Source organism: Arthrobacter sp. M4 (assembly GCF_020251205.1).
In the GTDB taxonomy this organism is placed as follows: Bacteria; Actinomycetota; Actinomycetes; order Actinomycetales; family Micrococcaceae; genus Arthrobacter.
On the sequence record NZ_JAIWYX010000003.1, the window covers coordinates 97,391 to 114,617 of the forward strand.

The following is a 17,227-nucleotide window of genomic DNA, read 5'->3' on the forward strand; positions in this document are numbered from 1 at the left end:
ATCACATAGGGAGATCCACTTTGGACCAAGCACTTGCAGTAGAAACGGTACGTGGCGCACTGGGGCAATATGCGCTTCCAGAAAACACGCCGATTGAGTTCGTCAAGTACCGCGAGAACTACGTATTCCGAATTCGTCCCGAGGGGCGAACCTCGTACGCCGTTCGACTTCATCGGGCGGGATACCGCTCTGATTCGGAAGTCAAGAGCGAGCTTGAGTTTCTCAGGGCACTTAGGGCACGGGGCGTGGATGTCCCCGAGGTGCTTCCGACGGCGGATGGGGACCTACTCTGCCTCACCAAGGGAAGCGATGGGATTACGTATCAGATCGATGCCCTGGTTTGGGCCGAAGGGGCAGCGCCCTTAGGGGACATTGTGGAGGCATTTGAAGGAACTGCCCGCCTCAGCCCGGAGACCTTTCACGAACTCGGGCTGTTGGCCGCAACGCTCCACAACGAGGCAGCGGCCATCGGCGTCGTAGAAGGTTTTGACCGTCAGGCATGGGACGACGAAGGCCTGGTTGGGGAAGGGGCCCTGTGGGGTGATCCGTGCAGCATCAGCGAGCTTTCAGTGCAGGAAGTCGCGCTGCTGAACGATGTCAAGGTCGCACTGAAGCATGAGCTTGCGTCCTTCGGCAGGAGCGCTGACCGGTATGGCGTTATTCATGCGGATTTCACACCGGAAAACATTCTGGTCCGCGGCGAGGAGTGCATCCTTATCGACTTTGACGATTTTGGCGAGGGCTGGCACTTGTTTGACCTGGCCACCTTAATGTTCTTCTACTTGCCCCACCCGGATTATCGCGAATATCAGCGCAGCGCCTTCGAGGGGTATCGCTCAGCCAGGCCGCTGCCGGAGGAGCACCTGAAGACGTGGGACGCCATGCTGCTCGCACGCGCTTTGACGTATATGGGCTGGGCATCAACCCGACGTGGGGACGACGCGGCAGAATTCGTCGTCAGCCACGTCGTCCCCCTGGTCCTGGACATGGCGAGGAACTATTCCCGGCTTTCGGCGGCCCATTAGCCCGCCTTCCACACCATCACCGGCGTCGTCCATTGCCCGGGCGCCTTAACCAAGAGCCGGCGCATTCTGCGCCCAGTCATCCACTGCAATTGCCGGGCCTCATTTGTGATGCCCAAAAACGGAGAGATACATGCCTAACACACAGAATCCACGTTCCCGCCCCAAGCAGGGTAAAGGCTCTGCCTCCGGGCTGCTGGCCCGAAGGCGACAGACACTCGGCGTCCATTCCCCGTTGTTCTATGATGAGCCAATCGCCTTGGTATCCGGGGAAGGCGTGTGGGTGACGGATGTAGACGGCCGGACGTACCTGGATGCGTACAACAACGTGCCCCACGTGGGGCACTGCAACCCCGTCGTTGTAGAGGCCATTTGCGCCCAAGCGTCACAACTGAACATCCACACCCGCTACCTGAACAGCCAGGTGATCGATTATGCCGAGGAACTCGTGGCGACCTTCGGCGCGGGACTGGATAAGGTTTCGTTCACCAACAGCGGGTCCGAGGCCAACGACCTTGCCTTCAGGATTGCCAACCAGCGCACCGGGAACACCGGCATCATTGTGTCCGACTTCAGCTACCACGGAAACACGTCCCTCCTGGCGGATGTGACCACGGCTTTGCCGACCAGGAACGGACTGTCGGATAATGTCCGGGCCATCCGCATCCCCGACCTGGATGCCGCCGGCAACGACCTCTCTTCGGCGCTGCTGTTCGAGAAGGGCATCCGCGAACTAGATGCTGCCATTGAATCCCTGAACAATGAGGGCTTCGGGGTGTCCGCATTCCTGTTCGACCCGCTGTTTTCGACTGAGGGACTCTGCAGGCTTCCGGACGGCTATCTCCAGGCCCTTCAGCAGCGTATCCACGCGGCGGGCGGCCTGGTGATTTCGGACGAAGTGCAGTCAGGGTTTGGCCGCACGGGTGAGGCGATGTGGGGCCACGAGCTGTCCGGCCTGACGCCGGACATTGTCACGATGGGTAAGCCAATGGGCAACGGTCACCCGATCGGCGGCGTGGTCACCCGGGCCGAGTTGCTGGACGAGTTTGGCGCCGCCAACCTCTACTTCAACACCTTCGCCGGGAATCCCGTCTCGGCCGCCGCGGGCCGGGCCGTCCTGCAGGTCATGAATGACGAAGACCTGATGGCGAACGCCCAAAGCACCGGCAGTGGTCTCAAAGACGGACTGGAACAGCTGGCCGCCCGCTTCGACTTTGTTAGTGCCGTGAAGGGCCGGGGCCTGTTCTTCGGAATTGAGCTGCTCTCGGATCCGAAAACCGGTTTGTCCGCCCCGGCAGTCACCAAGAAGCTCGTGGAAAACATGAAGTCCAACAACATCCTGATCAGCAAAGTGGGCCGGCACGAAACCGTGCTCAAGATGCGGCCCCCCCTCGTCTTCAACAAATCCCACGCAGAACTCCTGCTGGAGGGGCTGGAAGCCAGCCTCAACAACATCTAAAGCACCAATGTCGAGAACAACTTTTTGATCGGAAGAACATGAATCCCTCGCAAAACAAACCCCAAAGGGTCGTCATCACCGGCGGCGCATCAGGCATCGGGCTTGCTACCGCCCAGGCCTTCTTGGACGAGGGCGCAAGAGTGGGCATCATTAGCCGTTCTCCGCAAAGCTTGGACAAGGCCCTCCACGGACCACTCTCCCAGTACCAGGATGGCAGATGCCACGGAATTGTGGCTGACGTTGCCGACGAAGCAGCCATGGCCAATGCCTTCAAGGAATTCGACACCCTGCTTCAGGGCATAGACACAGTCGTTGCCAGCGCCGGGATAGAGGGCGAGATGGGCAACGCCGTGCAGGACGTGACGTCCAAGGATTTCCTCAGGGTCCTGGAAGTCAACGTGCTGGGTGTATTTCACGCCGTGAAGCACGCCCTGCCCTTCCTCGCGGAACAGCAGCACGCCTCGATCACCATCATCGGATCCGATTCAGGTTTCGTCGCGGTTCCAGGAATGCTGGCCTACAACGCCTCCAAGGGGGCGCTGGTACAGCTCACCAGGGCCCTGTCCTTCGAACTCTTCGAAGCGCACGGGATCCGGGTCAACAGCGTCTGCCCGTCCATCGTGGATACGCCGATGGCCAGGCGCGGCCTGGGTGTCGAGAGCTTCGACGACGCGGAATTCCCCGTAAACACACCCAGTGACATCGCCGGGACAGTCCTCTTCCTTTCCGGCGAAGGCTCCCGTGCCATCAACGGGGCCAATATCCTCTCGGACTTCGGCTATTCGGCCAGGTCCTCCTTTCCCGCCTGATCACTGCCCGGGCACAGTCCCTGGCCCCTGCACCGACGCAAAGGCCAGTCAGAAAGAGAGTTACCCATGATCAATCAACTTCAGGAGCAGGTACCTGCCGGTGCGGACAAACTCTCCAGGGACTCCCTGGGTGTTTTCGGCGTCGTCTTCCTGGTCCTTGCAGCCGTCGCCCCACTGACGGGAATCATTGTCATCACGGCCCTTGGCCTGGCACTCGGCAACGGCGCCGGAATGGTCGGTTCCTTCATTATCATCACCGCAATACTGCTGCTCTTCGGCGTCGGCTACGCCCAGATGTCCAAGCTGCTCGTCAGCGCGGGCGGGTTTTACGCCGTCGTCCTCAAGGGCCTCGGCAAAGCAGCCGCGCTGGTAGCAGCGCTGATCGCAGTGCTCGGCTACAACTGCTTCGTAGCAGGAGCGATCGGGACAATGGGCTTCTTCATGCAGACCGTGATCGCGCAGCTCACCGGGCTGGACATTCACTGGTTTATTTGGAGCCTGGTGGCAGTGACCGCCGCCTTCCTGCTGAGCCGCCAAGGCATCGACTTCAGCGCCAAGGTCCTTGGGGTTGGGCTGATCCTGGAGATATCCATCCTGGTGATCTTCGATATCGCTGTCCTGGTCCGCGACGGCTACACGCTCGACGTCTTCAACCCCGGCGTCGTGTTCTCCGGCGCAGCGGGCATCGGACTCCTCTTCGCCGCCAACGCCTTCGTTGGGGTGGAAGCCACCGGCCTGTTCAGCGAGGAGGCCAAGAATCCCCGCCGGACAATCCCAAGGGCAACCTACACAGCGATCGGCTTCATCGGGCTGCTGGCAGCCGTGACCACGTGGGCGATTGTGAGCGCGCTGGGAACAGCCGAGGCGCAAGGCACCGCCGCCGAACACCTTGCCACCGGCGACCTGATGTTCGTCCTCTCCACCGATTATCTCGGCGAGGGACTCACCACACTCATGATGATCCTGCTGCTGGTGAGCCTGTTCGCCGCCCTGATGGCCCTGCACAATTCCGCTACCAGGTACATCTACTCCCTGGGCCGCGCACGAATCCTTACTCCCTGGGTGAGCCGGACCCGGCCCAACGGCGTCCCCCAGCGCGCATCGATGGCGCAATTCACCTTGGGAACTGTTGTCGCCGGACTGTTCGCTCTGTTCGGCCTGGAACCTCTCACATCCCTTATTCCGAGCATGACGGGTTTCGGCACCCTGGGCATCCTCGCCCTTCAACTGGTGGCCACCCTGGCGATTGTTGTGCATTTCAGGAGAACCCGGGACCGGCGCCTGTGGAGCACCCTGGTGGCGCCAGGTATTGGCCTGTTGGGCCTGGGTGCCGTAGTGGCCCTGGCCATCAGCAACTTTTCGGTGCTGGCCGGCTCGGACGCACCAGTGATCACCATGCTGCCCTGGCTCCTGGCCGCGGCGGTTGTCGGCGGCCTGATCCTCGCCCAGTACCTTCGCAAAAGCAAGCCCGAGATCTATGCGGGCCTGGCCGAGGACCTCGAAAGGATGCCGCTGGAGAACGGTGATACTAGGGCAGCTCCGGAAGAACCGACATTTAACGTAACTCGTGTATAACCCCCACCTCGGCGGCCATGTCCTGACGAACAAAGTTGATCTGATAGTCACCAAGGCGGGAAGAGGGATACGCGATGTGGACCGTGAATGGAGCTGATGGGCGGGAAGGTATAGTCGCGCTAGTGCCGGGCAATTACGCCGACTTGGCGATCCTGGACCGAAACTCCATCACTTGCAATATCGATGAATTGTCTGAAAATCGCGTCCTGCGGACGCATGTCGGGGGTCGCATCGTCCACGACGCCGGATGGGAGCCTGCTGCCGCAGCGGGATCTGGAGCCTCAGCCAGCGGTTGCATTACCGGCGTCGAAAATCCGTGGGAAAGATCTTGAACTATATACGTGAGACGCAAGCATTCGCCGGTTCCGATAACAGCAAGAGCAATTCCTCCGAAGGTTTCTGGCCAGAAAAAGCCTCGAAAGAAATCCGTTGTGTTCAGGACTGGGCTTCCCTCGGCAGGAAGCATGTCAAGGTCATATGCGGAGGCCGGCTAAAGAAGGAAGGCAAAGTGGAAATCGTAAGTCAGGATTCCGGGAATATTTTGTTTGGGGAGTTCCGGGCCTGATCCACGAATGTCTTTTTTGAGGTGGCCGAATGATATGAATTGCACGTAAAGCGTCATACAGTTGAATCGGGTTATAGTCACTTCTGCCCTTTGTGAAGGCCCATAATGCGTCAAGATAAGCGTGGACGCACTTCGGATATAAGTCAGGGGGCGAAATAGGAGCTGGCCGAAGATGGGCCGCCCACGGCTTTTCAAGAAGACTTACGGCAGCCTGCGCTTCTGGATCCTTGGCAACTCTCTCCGGACTATCTAAACGAAATATTTCAAACCTCTCGGGACAGGCTTTCGAGCGAACAAGAATCAATTGCATTATCGACAATAGGCGAATTTGCGTCTATTAGTTCATCGCCTGGGCACCACCTCTATTTTCTGCTAATCACCCTGAAGGACTCCTCATGAAACTACGCTCCATTTCATTCGCGGCGGCGATACTGGCCACCGCAACCGCTCTCGCGGGCTGCGGAACAATCAATGACGGGACCACGCATCCTGCCGCGACCGGTTCAACAAAAGAAGTGAAGAAGATTCTTTTCGACTACCCCTTCACAGCCCTACCGGTATATGCGGCCGTCGTGAAGCACGCCCAGGAAGAGGCGGCAAAACAGCATGTGACACTTGAGCTGACAAACGACAACATGGACCTCACGCAGCAAGTTACCAACCTGACAACCTACCTCAACAAAGATCTCGACGCAGTGGTCTCGTTCCCGGCGGATGCGGCAAGTTTAGAGAACCTCTCACGCCAATACATCAACTCCGGTAAGTACTGGGTTAGCTATGCGAACTCAATGAGCACCCAAAGCGCGCTGCTCGGGCTCAGCGCCCACCAGTCAGGTCTCGCGCTCGGCGAGCACGCCGGCAAATGGATTACCGACAATCTCGGGGGCACGGGCAAAGTACTCATTGTCTCCGACACTACGATGAGATTCTCTTCCGAGCGGACCCAGGGGATGGTAGATGGGCTTAAAGCAAGCGCTCCGAATGCTGTCATCGTTTCACAGCAAGCAGGCGTGACTCCCCAACAGGGCCTATCCGTCACGACGTCTGTGCTCTCCCAATACCCAGACCTGAACGTCGTTCTGACAACTGCAGGAGATGCCGCGCAGGGCGCGTATCAAGCGCTGACCACTGCGGGACGGGATCCGAAGGATCCCAGAACCTACGTAGGAGGACTAGACGGCAATGCCTACGGACTCCAGCGGATGCAGGAAGGTGCGTTCTTCCGCGCACAGGTGACGCTCTCCGCAGCGGACATCGGCAAAGCGATTGTCGATATTCCGATCTCCCTCGGCAAAGGTGATACGAATGCGGGCATCGAGGTGCCGATCACTCTACTCTCCGCGGATACGCCGGACCTGGCCAAGTACATTTCGGAATTCAGCGGCTAAGCAGGCTCCGAACAGCCGACATACCAGTCCAGGAGAACTCAGACCATGACCGTAAGCCTCACGGATCTAACGAAACGCTACGGCGCCACGACAGCCCTCGAAAACGTCAGTCTCACCATCAAATCGGGCACCGTGCACGCCTTGTTGGGACACAACGGTGCGGGGAAGTCGACCTTGATCAAATGCTTGGGCGGCAGCATCCGGCCGAGCTCAGGGACAATCAGGCTCAACGGCTCTACTCTCGCACACCTCAGCCCGCGAAGCGCGATCGATGCCGGCATTTCCATCATCTACCAGCATCTTGGCCTGATTGACCACCTGACAGTGGCGGAGAACATGTTTCTGGGCACGGAGTTGACTTCCGGACCGTTCGTAAAGTCACGCAAACAGGTAGCTATCGCGGCGAAGTCCTTGGCCCGAATAGGCTCCAGGATCGATCCCTCGACGCCGATTGCAGAATTGTCGAGCGGCCAGCGCCAAATGGTCGCCATCGCCAAAGCAATTCAGCGAGACGCGCAACTCCTCGTACTCGACGAGCCCACAGCAGCCCTTTCGCCGGTCGAGGCAAGAGCCTTAGGCGCTCTGGTTGGACGCCTGCGTTCAGAAGGTCTGGCGATTCTGTATGTCACGCACCTCCTGAACGAGGTCATGGCTCTGGCAGACGAAGTCACTGTGCTTCGTAACGGTCAAGCGGTGTGGGCGTCAGACATGCGGACCGTTGAAAAGGCGGACCTCGTCCGTGTCATCAGCGAAAGCTCGGACACCGCACCCCGAGATACGCATGTGATCGACCGCTCCGGAAAACCAGCGCTTGCAGTGACATCCATCGATACGCGCGCTGACGTCGATAGTCTTGGGGCAGAGAAGTCCACGTCCCTCCCGATTGAGGTCTACCCTGGTGAGATTGTCGGCCTCTATGGTCTGATTGGATCCGGGCGGACCCGCCTGCTGGAATCGCTGTACGGCGCGCGCACGGACTCCCGGGTTCAATTTGAATTGAACGGGTTGGGTGCTACCGCCCAGGCTCCTCGGGACGCACTTGCCAAAGGAATTGCGTTAGTTCCTGCTGACCGCCATAAGCAGGGACTCTTTCTGAGTCTCCCGGCTCAGGAGAATACAGTCACGAGCGTGATGTCCCTGCTCTCGCGTACAGGGTTTAGACATGTCGCTCGGGAACGTGACGTCTTCAACGATGTCGCAAACCTGATGTCCCTTAGACCGCACAACGGCAGCCTCGCCGCAGACCGGTTCTCGGGAGGCAATCAGCAGAAGCTTCTCATCTCGCGCTGGGTCAACCAGGCTTCCAAGGCACAAGTCCTCCTCGTTGATGACCCGACGCAGGGTGTGGACGTCGGAGCGCGCGGAGAGATCTACAGGGTTCTCCGCCAACTCGCTCGGCTAAAGGGAATGGGCATTCTCTTTTCCACGAACGAACCAGAAGAGATCATGGCTCTCGCCGACCGGTGCGCTGTAATCGAGCGGGGCCGAGTCAGTCAGGTCATCGACGTTTCCGACACTAATGCAGAAATTCTGCTTTCCACCATCCACCCCACCAATACAAGACCAACACCCTATTCCGAAGGGCAACTCGTATGAAGCACCCCCTAGGACATCGAGTCCTGACGTTCCTTGCCGAGAACCCGCTGTTTTTCCTGCTGATCGTAATGATGCTGATCGTTCAGGCCTTGACGGGAGCGCTGCTCAACCCAGCAAACCTTCGAGGCGTCGGACTCGATGCCGCCATTATCGCGATCGCCGCAGCGCCCGCCGCGATGCTCTTCATCTCGGGGTACATCGACTTTTCGATCGGCTCGGTACTGGCGCTGAGCGGCGTCGTTGCCGGCCTCATCATGACGCAAGGCGGGGACCCAGCCATTGCAATCATCTCAGCAGTGGCCGTCGGTTCACTCGTCGGCCTCATCAACGCACTGTTCACCACTATTTTGGGGCTTTCCGCCTTCGTCACCACTTTGGGGACGATGATCGCTGTTCGGGGCATCGCCCAGCTGCTGGCCCCGCTGCCGGTAAGCAACTTCGGTTCCTCATTTGGCTACCTCGGAGTTGGAACCGTCGCCAGCGTCCCGCTTGCCATCTGGATCGCGGCCGCAGTTCTGATCCTTGCTGCCGTTTTTCTAAGGCGCACAGCACCCGGACGACACGTTTACGCAATCGGCGTCAGCCGCGAAGCTGCCTACCTTTCCGGAATCAAAGTTCGAACAATCCCGTTCGTGCTTTACATCCTTTCAGGTGCCGCCGCTGGCCTTGCGGGTGCGATCACTGTGGCCAGGCTCAACAGCGCACCCGCAGGGCAAATCGGCCAAGGCTTCGAACTGGCCGTCATCACCGCGGTGCTGCTCGGCGGCGTTGCCTTGTCCGGCGGGTCCGGGAATGTCTTCGGCGTTCTAATCGGAGTCGTCTTTCTCGGCGTCCTGAACAACGGCCTCGTGCTCCTCAACGTGCCGAACTTCTGGCAGAACGTCGCCAGCGGCCTCGCGCTCGTAGCCGCAATTGCTCTCAGTCTTCTGACCGACAGGATTCGGTACCGGCTCGTCATCATCGAGGCACGCCGCCTCGTCGAGGCCGATTCAGCGATGCCAGCCGCAGTCACAGCGGGCTCGGGCGAGCGGTAGCAGACTTCAGCAGACATCCAGACGGTCACCCTTCGACACTCCGATGCCTGCATTCTGGGACACATCATCAAAGTATTTCGAGAACCGGAAAGATCAAGGAGAGAAATCATGGACGAAGCCCTTTCACCTGACCTCATCGTCGTCGGCGGCCCGGTCTACACATCTGACCCATGGGCTGAATGGGCCGAAGCCTTCGCCGTCAAAGATGGAACAATCGTCGCAGTCGGCTCGGAAGCCGAGATCCGGGGGCTGACCGATGACGCCACCAGTGTTCTCGATACAGGCGGAAAGCTCGTTCTTCCGGGCCTAAGCGATGGCCACATCCACCTCGGTCTGGGCGGCAGCCAGGCAGCATGGGAGCTACCGATCCTGCCCACCGACTCCAAAGAGGAAATCTTCGACAAGATCAAGGAATGGTCAAAAGATCTTGGTCCCGACGAATGGATCGTCGGCGGCATCGTCGGCAGCACCGTCATGGACACAGTGATGAACGTCGACGACCTGGCCTCACTGGATGAAGCAGCCGCAGGACGCCCGGTACTTCTGCGCGACGACTCCATGCACAACCGCTGGGTGAACACACGCACGCTCGAACTGATGGGAGTCACCGCCGACACTGCCGACCCCGAGGGCGGGGTCTATGTCCGCGACGCCGCAGGCTCGCTTACCGGGGTACTCCACGAACTGGCCTCGGCAGAAGCCGAAGCCGCTCTTGATTCCTCGATCGCCGACCCTGACCTGCGCAACAAAGTTTCCCTGAAGAAGGCCCTGGAGACCGTGAACTCGTTCGGAATCACGGCAGTCCAGGATGCAGCCACGATGGAATATTCCTGGAAGGCGCTTTCGGCCATCGAAGCTGAAGGCGGCATGTCTGCGTGGGTCGTCGGATCCATGCCTGCCCGGCCTTTCATTGAGGCGGGGAAAGTCGGCGAAGAGCTCTATGAGATTGCAGCCGGGAACCGGAGCAAACATCTACGGCCTGACTTCGTGAAGTTCGTGCTCGACGGTGTTCCCATGACACGAACGACTGCGATGCTGCGGCCTTACATCTGCCATGACCACGAAGACCCTGGTTATACCGGCGCCTCTTACTGGACACTCGAAGAGCTACTGGCAGCAATCGAGGACTGCTACGACCGAGGCCTAAACGGCAAACTTCACGCGACCGGAGACGCTTCCGTTCGTCAGGTGCTCAACGCGGTCGAAATCATGAGAGAGAAACACGGCCCGGGCCCGATCTTCCAAATCGCACATGTCGAATTCGTGGACCCTCTCGATGTCCCGCGGTTTGCCGAACTTGGCGTGGTCCCCGACGCATCCCCATACATCTGGTACCCCGGCGTCATCCAAGAAAGCATCGCGAATCAGATTCCCGCAGAAACAGTCAACGCAAGCTGGGCAACGAAAGACTTCATCGACACGGGTGCTCTTCTCGCCGCCGGCTCGGACTGGCCGTGCGTGCTGCCCTCACCGGATCCTTGGATCGGAATTCAAACACTCGTGACCCGGGCGAACATCGACCCGGTCGTGCCCGGGGAACTCAATCCCTCGCAGAAACTCACCATCCACGAAGCGGTCGCCGCCTTCACACGAAACCCTGCGGCAGCCATGGGCCTTGCGAATGTAACAGGGTCGATCAAGGTCGGCCTCTCTGCCGACTTCATCGTCGTTGACCAAAACATCTTTGAAATCGACGTAACCCGGATCCACGCCACACAAGTCGAAGCCACCTACTTCGAGGGAAAAATGGTCTACACGAGAGCGCGCGCCTAAGGTCAGTTGCCTGAGCAGCGCGAACCAAAATCGTAGAAAACTGACAAAGAAATCCGAGGCTGAGGCTGCCCAAGCTGGTGAGGATGACCAAGGAACCGGGTCTGGTGGAACAAAAGATTGGCCAGCTACTGTTCGACCAGGCGCGGCCCTTGCCGGGTGGTGTACCCCGTTGACGAAGAAAGCAACCTCGTGAGCGTCCTGCAGCTCGCCCACCGCGCTGATGTGGACCGGCCCAGGTAGTCCCAAACAACCTCCAGTAAATGCCCCTTGACCGTTTAACTCACTCCGGACCTCTGTTGTAGGCGTCCATATGCCCGGCGGTAGCGTCGAAGACCGGCGGGCCGACGGACGGAACGATGGTCCGCCGCGGACGCCCCGGGCGACGTAGCACGCACTATCGGAAATTTAGTGCAGGTGTACTGGATCAGCTAAGGCTCACGTGCCAGAAACGATCGCACTGGCGATAACTTACGTCTGGGCGCCCCAGGTCTGCAGGGGCAGCTATTGGCCAGGGGCACGGATGATGCGTCGTTGGGTTGCCACGGAGATGGCTGCGGTGCGGTTGTCCACGCCAAGTTTTTCGTAAATGTGCACCAGATGGGTCTTCACGGTGGCCTCGGAAATGAACGTCTCCTTCGCGATAGCCCGGTTGGATAGTCCTGTCGCCAGCAGCTCGAGCAGCTGGATTTCCCGAGGGGTGAGCGCCGCAGCAGGATTCGCCACGCGGTTCATCAGCAGGGCGGCTATTTTAGGGGCTAGGGCGGTCTGGCCAGCGGCGGCAGCTTGCACGGCCTGCCGGATTTGTTCGGGCGGTGCGTCCTTGAGCATGTAGCCGCAGGCGCCCGCCTCCACGGCGGCCAGAATGTCCGCGTCTGTGTCGTAAGTGGTCAGGATCAGGACCTGCGGAGCCTCTTCGAGGAGCCTGATCCGCGTGGTTGCCGTGACTCCGTCCATCCCGGCACCCATTTGCAGGTCCATGAGCACGACGTCGACCGCCTCATCCAGAGCCTTTAGGCGTTTGAGTTCCTTAAGCGCTGTGTCACCGTCGGCCGCCTCCGCCGCTACAGAAACGCCCTCGAAATCGGAGAGCATGGCCCGGAGCCCGGCCCTGACCACAGGATGGTCATCTACCAGCAGAATGCGGATGTGTTTCATGGTGCTTCCCCCTTGTAGATGTCGTCCACGGGCAGGCGGAGCGCCACGGTGGTGCCCTCCCCTGGTGCTGATTCGAGTTCGAGCGAGCCATTCAGCGCGGTGATCCGTTCAGCCAGGGACAGGGTCCCGAAACCCCTTCCGTCCGTGCGGGCATGGATGCTGTCATTCATGCCGGACGGGTCGAAACCGACACCGTCATCGTAGATATCCATGGTGACTTCGCTGCCCAGGAAGGCTACTGTCACGACGGCGTTGCTCGCCTTGGCGTGGTCCCTGACGTTGGCGAGGCTGGCCTGGGCGGCGCGGAGCAGGGTCACCGTGTGCTGTTGCTGCAGTTCGACGGGGTCGCCGTCGACTTCCAGGCGGCACCGCAGCTCCGATTCCCTGGCTGCCGCGCTGTTTTCCGTTTCCTCGCAGAGCCGGCGCAAGGCCTCCATCAGGGAGGAATCCTGCAGTTTTGGTGAGGCGAGGCCGCGGACGAAGTTCCGGGCTTCGGCCAGGTTCTCCGAGGCCGTGTGCTGTACCAGTGCCAAGCGTGCGGCCGCGGTTTCAGTGTCTCCGTCGGCGAGTGATTTTTCCGCTGCCCGGGCCACGAGCACGATGCTGGACAGCCCCTGGGCGAGTGTGTCGTGGATTTCCCGGGCGAGCCGTCCGCGCTCGGCCAGCACGCCGGCGTCGTGCTGGGATGCAGCCAGTTCCGCACGGGTGCGGCGCAGTTCCTCTGCTGCGCGGCGTTGGTTTTCCGCCTCGCGGTACAGTGCAAGATAGCCCAGCCCAGTTACAACGGAGAACACGGCGCCAAATAAGGGACCCAGGACAATGGCGAGGTGCGGGGCGGCCATTCCGCTGGCAGCCCACTGAGCGGCAACCACCGCCACGGTCATCAACGTGATCGTCAGCAACGCGATTCGCCGTGTCAGCAGGTGCAGGTGCAGGAAGAAAAGCGGAAATGCCACCCAAGCGAACTCGGCGCTCCCGGCCAGCAGGATGACCCACAGGGCAGTGACAAGACCGATCCACAGGACGCCGTAGCGGCGCGGATCGAATGCCGTTCTCCCTGTGGCGAAGCGTTTTTCCAAAACCGTGCCGGTCAGGTAAGCCACAGCCAAAACAAGCGCTGTCCCAACCCAGACATACCGCAACGGGGCCCCGATCCCGGAGGTCAGAAGTCTCAGGACCGCAACACCCAGGAGGGCGGCGAAACCGACGTGCAGTGTCACCCTCAACACGCGCAGGATTGCAGCCGAGGGTGCAGCCTCCAAGCCTGTCGGCGGGTTACCGGGTCCGGTGGTTTCGATCCCAACCCTGGGACGGAGTGGTTCAGTGACGGGCATTGAACCAGCTTATGCGCGCCAGGCCCGGGCGGGATCATCCAAACGATTGACCCGGGAATCAACCATTCCTCCCGCGCACATCAACCAACTCCCCGATGATCCCGACGCCTAACGGCGCGACAGTGAATACACAAGCCTTTCCCCGCGGCCGCACCGCGCCGAACCCGAAAGAAGGACAACGTGTTTCTTGCCGTCCGTGACATCCGTTTCGCCAAGGGCAGGTTCGCCCTCATGGGCGCTGTCGTTGCCCTGATCACCTTGCTGCTTGTCATGCTGTCCGGCCTGACAGCAGGCCTTGGCGACCAATCGACCTCAGCTATTGCCAAACTCGGCAACAACAACGCCGGCAGCGCTGGTTCCCGGGCGGTCGACACCATCGTCTTCGGCGCTCCCGGGACCGATGAACCAAAGGCCTCCTTCACCGAAAGCGAGATCACTGCCGCTCAGCTCGACAGGTGGAAGAACCAGCCCGGCGTGCAGAGCGCCGAGGCCCTGGGCGTCGCCCAGGCCCGATTCCAGGCCGTGTCGGCCAACAGCGGCGCGACCACTGGAACTACCAACGTTGCCGTCTTCGGCGTGGCATCCGATGGGCGACTGGCGCCCGCCCCGGTCACCGCCGACACAGTCGTCATCGGTCAGACCGTGGCCAAGGCCCTGTCCCTGAACACCGGCGACAAGGCCAACATTGGGGGAACTGAGCTGACCGTCAGCGCCATCGTCCAGGACCAGTGGTTTTCCCACACCAGTGTCGTCTGGACGCCCCTTCCCACCTGGGCCAAACTCGCCCACCTGACCAACCCCGACCAGCTCGGCACCGTCGCCGCCATCACCTACAAGGACGGCGCCAGCATCGACGAAACCGCCGCCAACACGGCAGCGAACACCCTGAGTACTTCACGCAGCGGATCATTCCAGGCACTGGGCTCCTACAAAAGCGAAAACGGATCCCTCACACTGATACAGGCCTTCCTCTACGGCATCTCAGCCCTGGTCATCGTCGCCTTCCTGACCGTATGGACACTCCAGCGCACCCGCGACATAGCGGTCCTCAAAGCCATGGGCGCATCAAGCGCCTACCTCCTCCGCGATGCCATCACCCAGGCGGCGATCGTCCTGGCCGCCGGGGCCGGAATCGGCGGCGGCTTCGGCATCCTCGGCGGCCTCGCCGCGGCCCAGACAGCACCCTTCCTGGTCAATCCCGCAACAACACTCCTGCCCATCCTCGGAATCATCGCCCTCGGCCTGGCAGGCGCGGCACTGGCCGTCCGCCGAGTCACCAAGGTCGACGCCCTGATTGCCCTCGGCGGGAACTAAACCTTCCCCCGGCCGGCTAGTTCGCCGTCGAACCATACCTTCCACGCCCAGCGCCCTCTGAAAGGAAACAACCCCATGTTCGCCAGCCCTGCCGCGCTGAACCTCGTCAACATCACCCTCGAATACCCGGACGGCAACGAAACCCTCAAAGCCCTCGACGCCGTGAACCTCACAGTTCATGCCGGACAGATGATCTCCCTCGTCGGCCCCTCAGGCTCCGGGAAATCCAGCCTCCTGGCCACCGCAGCCACCCTCATCCGCCCCACCCATGGATTGGTAAACATCGACGGCACCGACGCCACAGGGCTCAGCAACAACGACCTCACCGCACTGCGACGCGAAAAAATCGGCATCATCTTCCAACAGCCCAACCTGCTCCCCTCCCTCACCGCCGCAGAACAACTCATCATCAGCGACCACCTACGCAAAAAGCCCCTCAAGGCCGCCCGGGCAAAAGCCACGGAACTGCTCGACGTCGTCGAACTCAGCACCACCGCCGACAAACGCCCGCACCAGCTCTCCGGCGGCCAACGCCAACGCGTCAACATCGCCCGCGCCCTCATGGGCGACCCCAAGATCCTGCTCGTGGACGAACCAACCGCAGCCCTGGACCACGAACGCAGCGACTCCATCGTGCGGCTCCTGCGCCACGTCACCGACGAGTTCCAGGTCGCCACCATCATGGTCACCCACGACACAGAATTCGTGCCCCTGACCGACTCCGTCGCGACGATGCGGGACGGCAAACTCACCGCCCCGATACCTGCGGCGTTCTAATAACCCGGCCCCTCCGCGCTGAATAATAAATGCAAGGATCAGTGGGCTCACAGTGTGGGCGTCCCGGCGTGCGGGGTCCGCTCCGTGGGCAACCGCAACGTGGCACAGCTACCACCCTCGCCGTACCCGGAAGCTAAACTCGCTGGCTTCTCCGAGCACCGGGACCGGGTCCAGGCCCGCTTGCGCCGAGCTCCACGCGGCGGAGGGTTCCTAAATCCAATTGAGCATCGCGCGGTCCGTGGAGGGTGGGACGTGAACGATCTTGAAAAAAATTGCAAAGCAGATTGAAGACGAACTTTCAGTCGAACTCAGCTGCCACTGCACCGAGATGCCGACTGGCGACGTCCCTTTGACCGCTGTCTTGATTCATCCAGAACTACAGATGATCGCTCGGCACCTTGAAGCTAGATGGCATAGTCGGCGCCAGACGGTGCGTGATTTGTCGTGTCCTGCTGAATTGCCATGTTTCCAATACTGTGGCAGGCAGAACATTCTAGCTTTGCGACGTGCAGGGCGCGGGGGCGGGCGACACCACCATGGAAAGTTCATCCCTAGTTAACCTCTTTCAGTGAACTTAGTTCCACGATTTCCCTATGATCGAACCCATGGAACAGATGCGTGTGATGACCGTGGGCGACGTTGTCGGCCCTGAAGCGGCGGAGTGGCTCGGTGCTCGTCTACCGGAGCTGCGGGAGCGGTACGAGCTCGACTGGATCGTGGTGAACGCCGAGAACGCGGCAGTGACGGGTCCGTCTCCGCACAACGGGTTCGGAACGACCAGGAAGGAGCTCGATGTCCTCGTCGCCGGCGGTGCGGACGTAATCACCGGCGGGAACCACTCCTGGGATGGGCCCGAGGTGGCAGAGTCGTTCGCGTATCAGCAGGTGCTGCGGCCGCTTAACGTTCCCGAGACCCGCGGGAAGGGTGTGCTCACGGTTGGTGCGGGCGACAAGACCCTGACCGTGGTGAACCTGATGAGCCCGGGTGCGGTCGGTCCGCATTGCCTGGCCCCGAAACCGACCGACCTGTGGGATGCGTGGACGGGACTGGTGGAGAGCGGCCTGCTCGAGGGCACGGTCATTGTCGATCTGCACAGCGGCTCGCCGTCGGAGAAGGCATGGTTCTCGGGTGCTGTCGACGGGCAAGTCGCCGCGGTCGTCGGTACCCATACCCACGACGGGACAAAGCACGCGCACCTGCTGCCCGGCGGCACAGGCTTCGTCGCCGAACTGGGTATGGTCGGCCGGCTCGGATTCAGCGGGTACGGCTTCGACCCTATCCACTTCGTCATGGAGTGCCGCGGTGAGGACACGTCATCGTTGCCGCCGTACCAGCTCGCCACCGGCGACTTCACCATGGGCGCCGCGATCTTCGACATCACTGACGGACTGACAACCTCCGTCGTGCGCATCGACGCCGACTAACC

The 17,227-nt window shown here is 60.8% G+C and carries 13 protein-coding genes; 11 read left to right on the plus strand and 2 right to left on the minus strand.

Annotation, left to right across the window (positions count from 1 at the left end; all coding sequences use genetic code 11):
- Positions 1–20: 20 nt before the first annotated feature.
- From LD110_RS06930 to LD110_RS06965, 8 genes are all read left to right on the plus strand, one after another.
- On the plus strand, positions 21–1,025 hold the full coding sequence (locus LD110_RS06930) for a phosphotransferase enzyme family protein (protein WP_225497700.1): 1,005 nt from the start codon (positions 21–23) through the stop codon (positions 1,023–1,025).
- A gap of 130 nt (positions 1,026–1,155) precedes the next feature.
- Positions 1,156–2,481, plus strand: a complete 1,326-nt coding sequence (locus LD110_RS06935; RefSeq protein WP_225497702.1) for an aspartate aminotransferase family protein — start codon at positions 1,156–1,158, stop codon at positions 2,479–2,481.
- A 38-nt stretch (positions 2,482–2,519) separates the two neighbouring features.
- Positions 2,520–3,290, plus strand: a complete 771-nt coding sequence (locus LD110_RS06940; RefSeq protein WP_225497704.1) for an SDR family NAD(P)-dependent oxidoreductase — start codon at positions 2,520–2,522, stop codon at positions 3,288–3,290.
- A 66-nt stretch (positions 3,291–3,356) separates the two neighbouring features.
- Positions 3,357–4,865: an APC family permease gene (locus LD110_RS06945; RefSeq protein ID WP_225497706.1), complete on the plus strand. Its 1,509-nt coding sequence runs from the start codon at positions 3,357–3,359 to the stop codon at positions 4,863–4,865.
- A 960-nt stretch (positions 4,866–5,825) separates the two neighbouring features.
- Positions 5,826–6,818 carry a sugar ABC transporter substrate-binding protein gene (locus tag LD110_RS06950; protein WP_225497708.1) on the plus strand — a complete coding sequence of 331 codons (993 nt, stop codon included), beginning with the start codon at positions 5,826–5,828 and terminating at the stop codon, positions 6,816–6,818.
- Positions 6,819–6,863: 45 nt separating this feature from the next.
- Positions 6,864–8,414, plus strand: coding sequence for a sugar ABC transporter ATP-binding protein (locus LD110_RS06955; RefSeq protein ID WP_225497710.1), 1,551 nt, complete (start codon positions 6,864–6,866; stop codon positions 8,412–8,414).
- A complete protein-coding gene (locus tag LD110_RS06960) occupies positions 8,411–9,448 on the plus strand; it encodes an ABC transporter permease (RefSeq protein WP_225497719.1) in 1,038 nt (345 codons plus the stop codon). The genes LD110_RS06955 and LD110_RS06960 overlap by 4 nt, the downstream gene beginning before the upstream one ends.
- Before the next feature lie 108 nt (positions 9,449–9,556).
- On the plus strand, positions 9,557–11,221 hold the full coding sequence (locus LD110_RS06965) for an amidohydrolase (RefSeq protein ID WP_225497721.1): 1,665 nt from the start codon (positions 9,557–9,559) through the stop codon (positions 11,219–11,221).
- 501 nt (positions 11,222–11,722) lie between these two features.
- Here the strand turns inward: LD110_RS06965 and LD110_RS06970 are convergent.
- Entirely contained in the window at positions 11,723–12,376 is a 654-nt protein-coding gene (locus LD110_RS06970) for a response regulator transcription factor (RefSeq protein ID WP_225497723.1), read from the minus strand.
- Positions 12,373–13,710, minus strand: a complete 1,338-nt coding sequence (locus LD110_RS06975; protein WP_225497729.1) for a sensor histidine kinase — start codon at positions 13,708–13,710, stop codon at positions 12,373–12,375. The genes LD110_RS06970 and LD110_RS06975 overlap by 4 nt, the downstream gene beginning before the upstream one ends.
- A 180-nt stretch (positions 13,711–13,890) precedes the next feature.
- Here LD110_RS06975 and LD110_RS06980 point away from each other — a divergent pair, with 180 nt between their 5' ends.
- The 3 genes from LD110_RS06980 (at position 13,891) to LD110_RS06990 (ending at position 17,225) form a co-directional block, all read left to right on the plus strand.
- Positions 13,891–15,024 (plus strand): ABC transporter permease, encoded by a 1,134-nt coding sequence (locus tag LD110_RS06980; RefSeq protein ID WP_225497731.1) that lies wholly within the window; start codon positions 13,891–13,893, stop codon positions 15,022–15,024.
- A gap of 75 nt (positions 15,025–15,099) precedes the next feature.
- Positions 15,100–15,801, plus strand: coding sequence for an ABC transporter ATP-binding protein (locus LD110_RS06985; RefSeq protein WP_225497734.1), 702 nt, complete (start codon positions 15,100–15,102; stop codon positions 15,799–15,801).
- Between the two features lie 593 nt (positions 15,802–16,394).
- Positions 16,395–17,225: a YmdB family metallophosphoesterase gene (locus LD110_RS06990; RefSeq protein WP_225497736.1), complete on the plus strand. Its 831-nt coding sequence runs from the start codon at positions 16,395–16,397 to the stop codon at positions 17,223–17,225.
- The last annotated feature ends 2 nt before the right edge of the window (positions 17,226–17,227 follow it).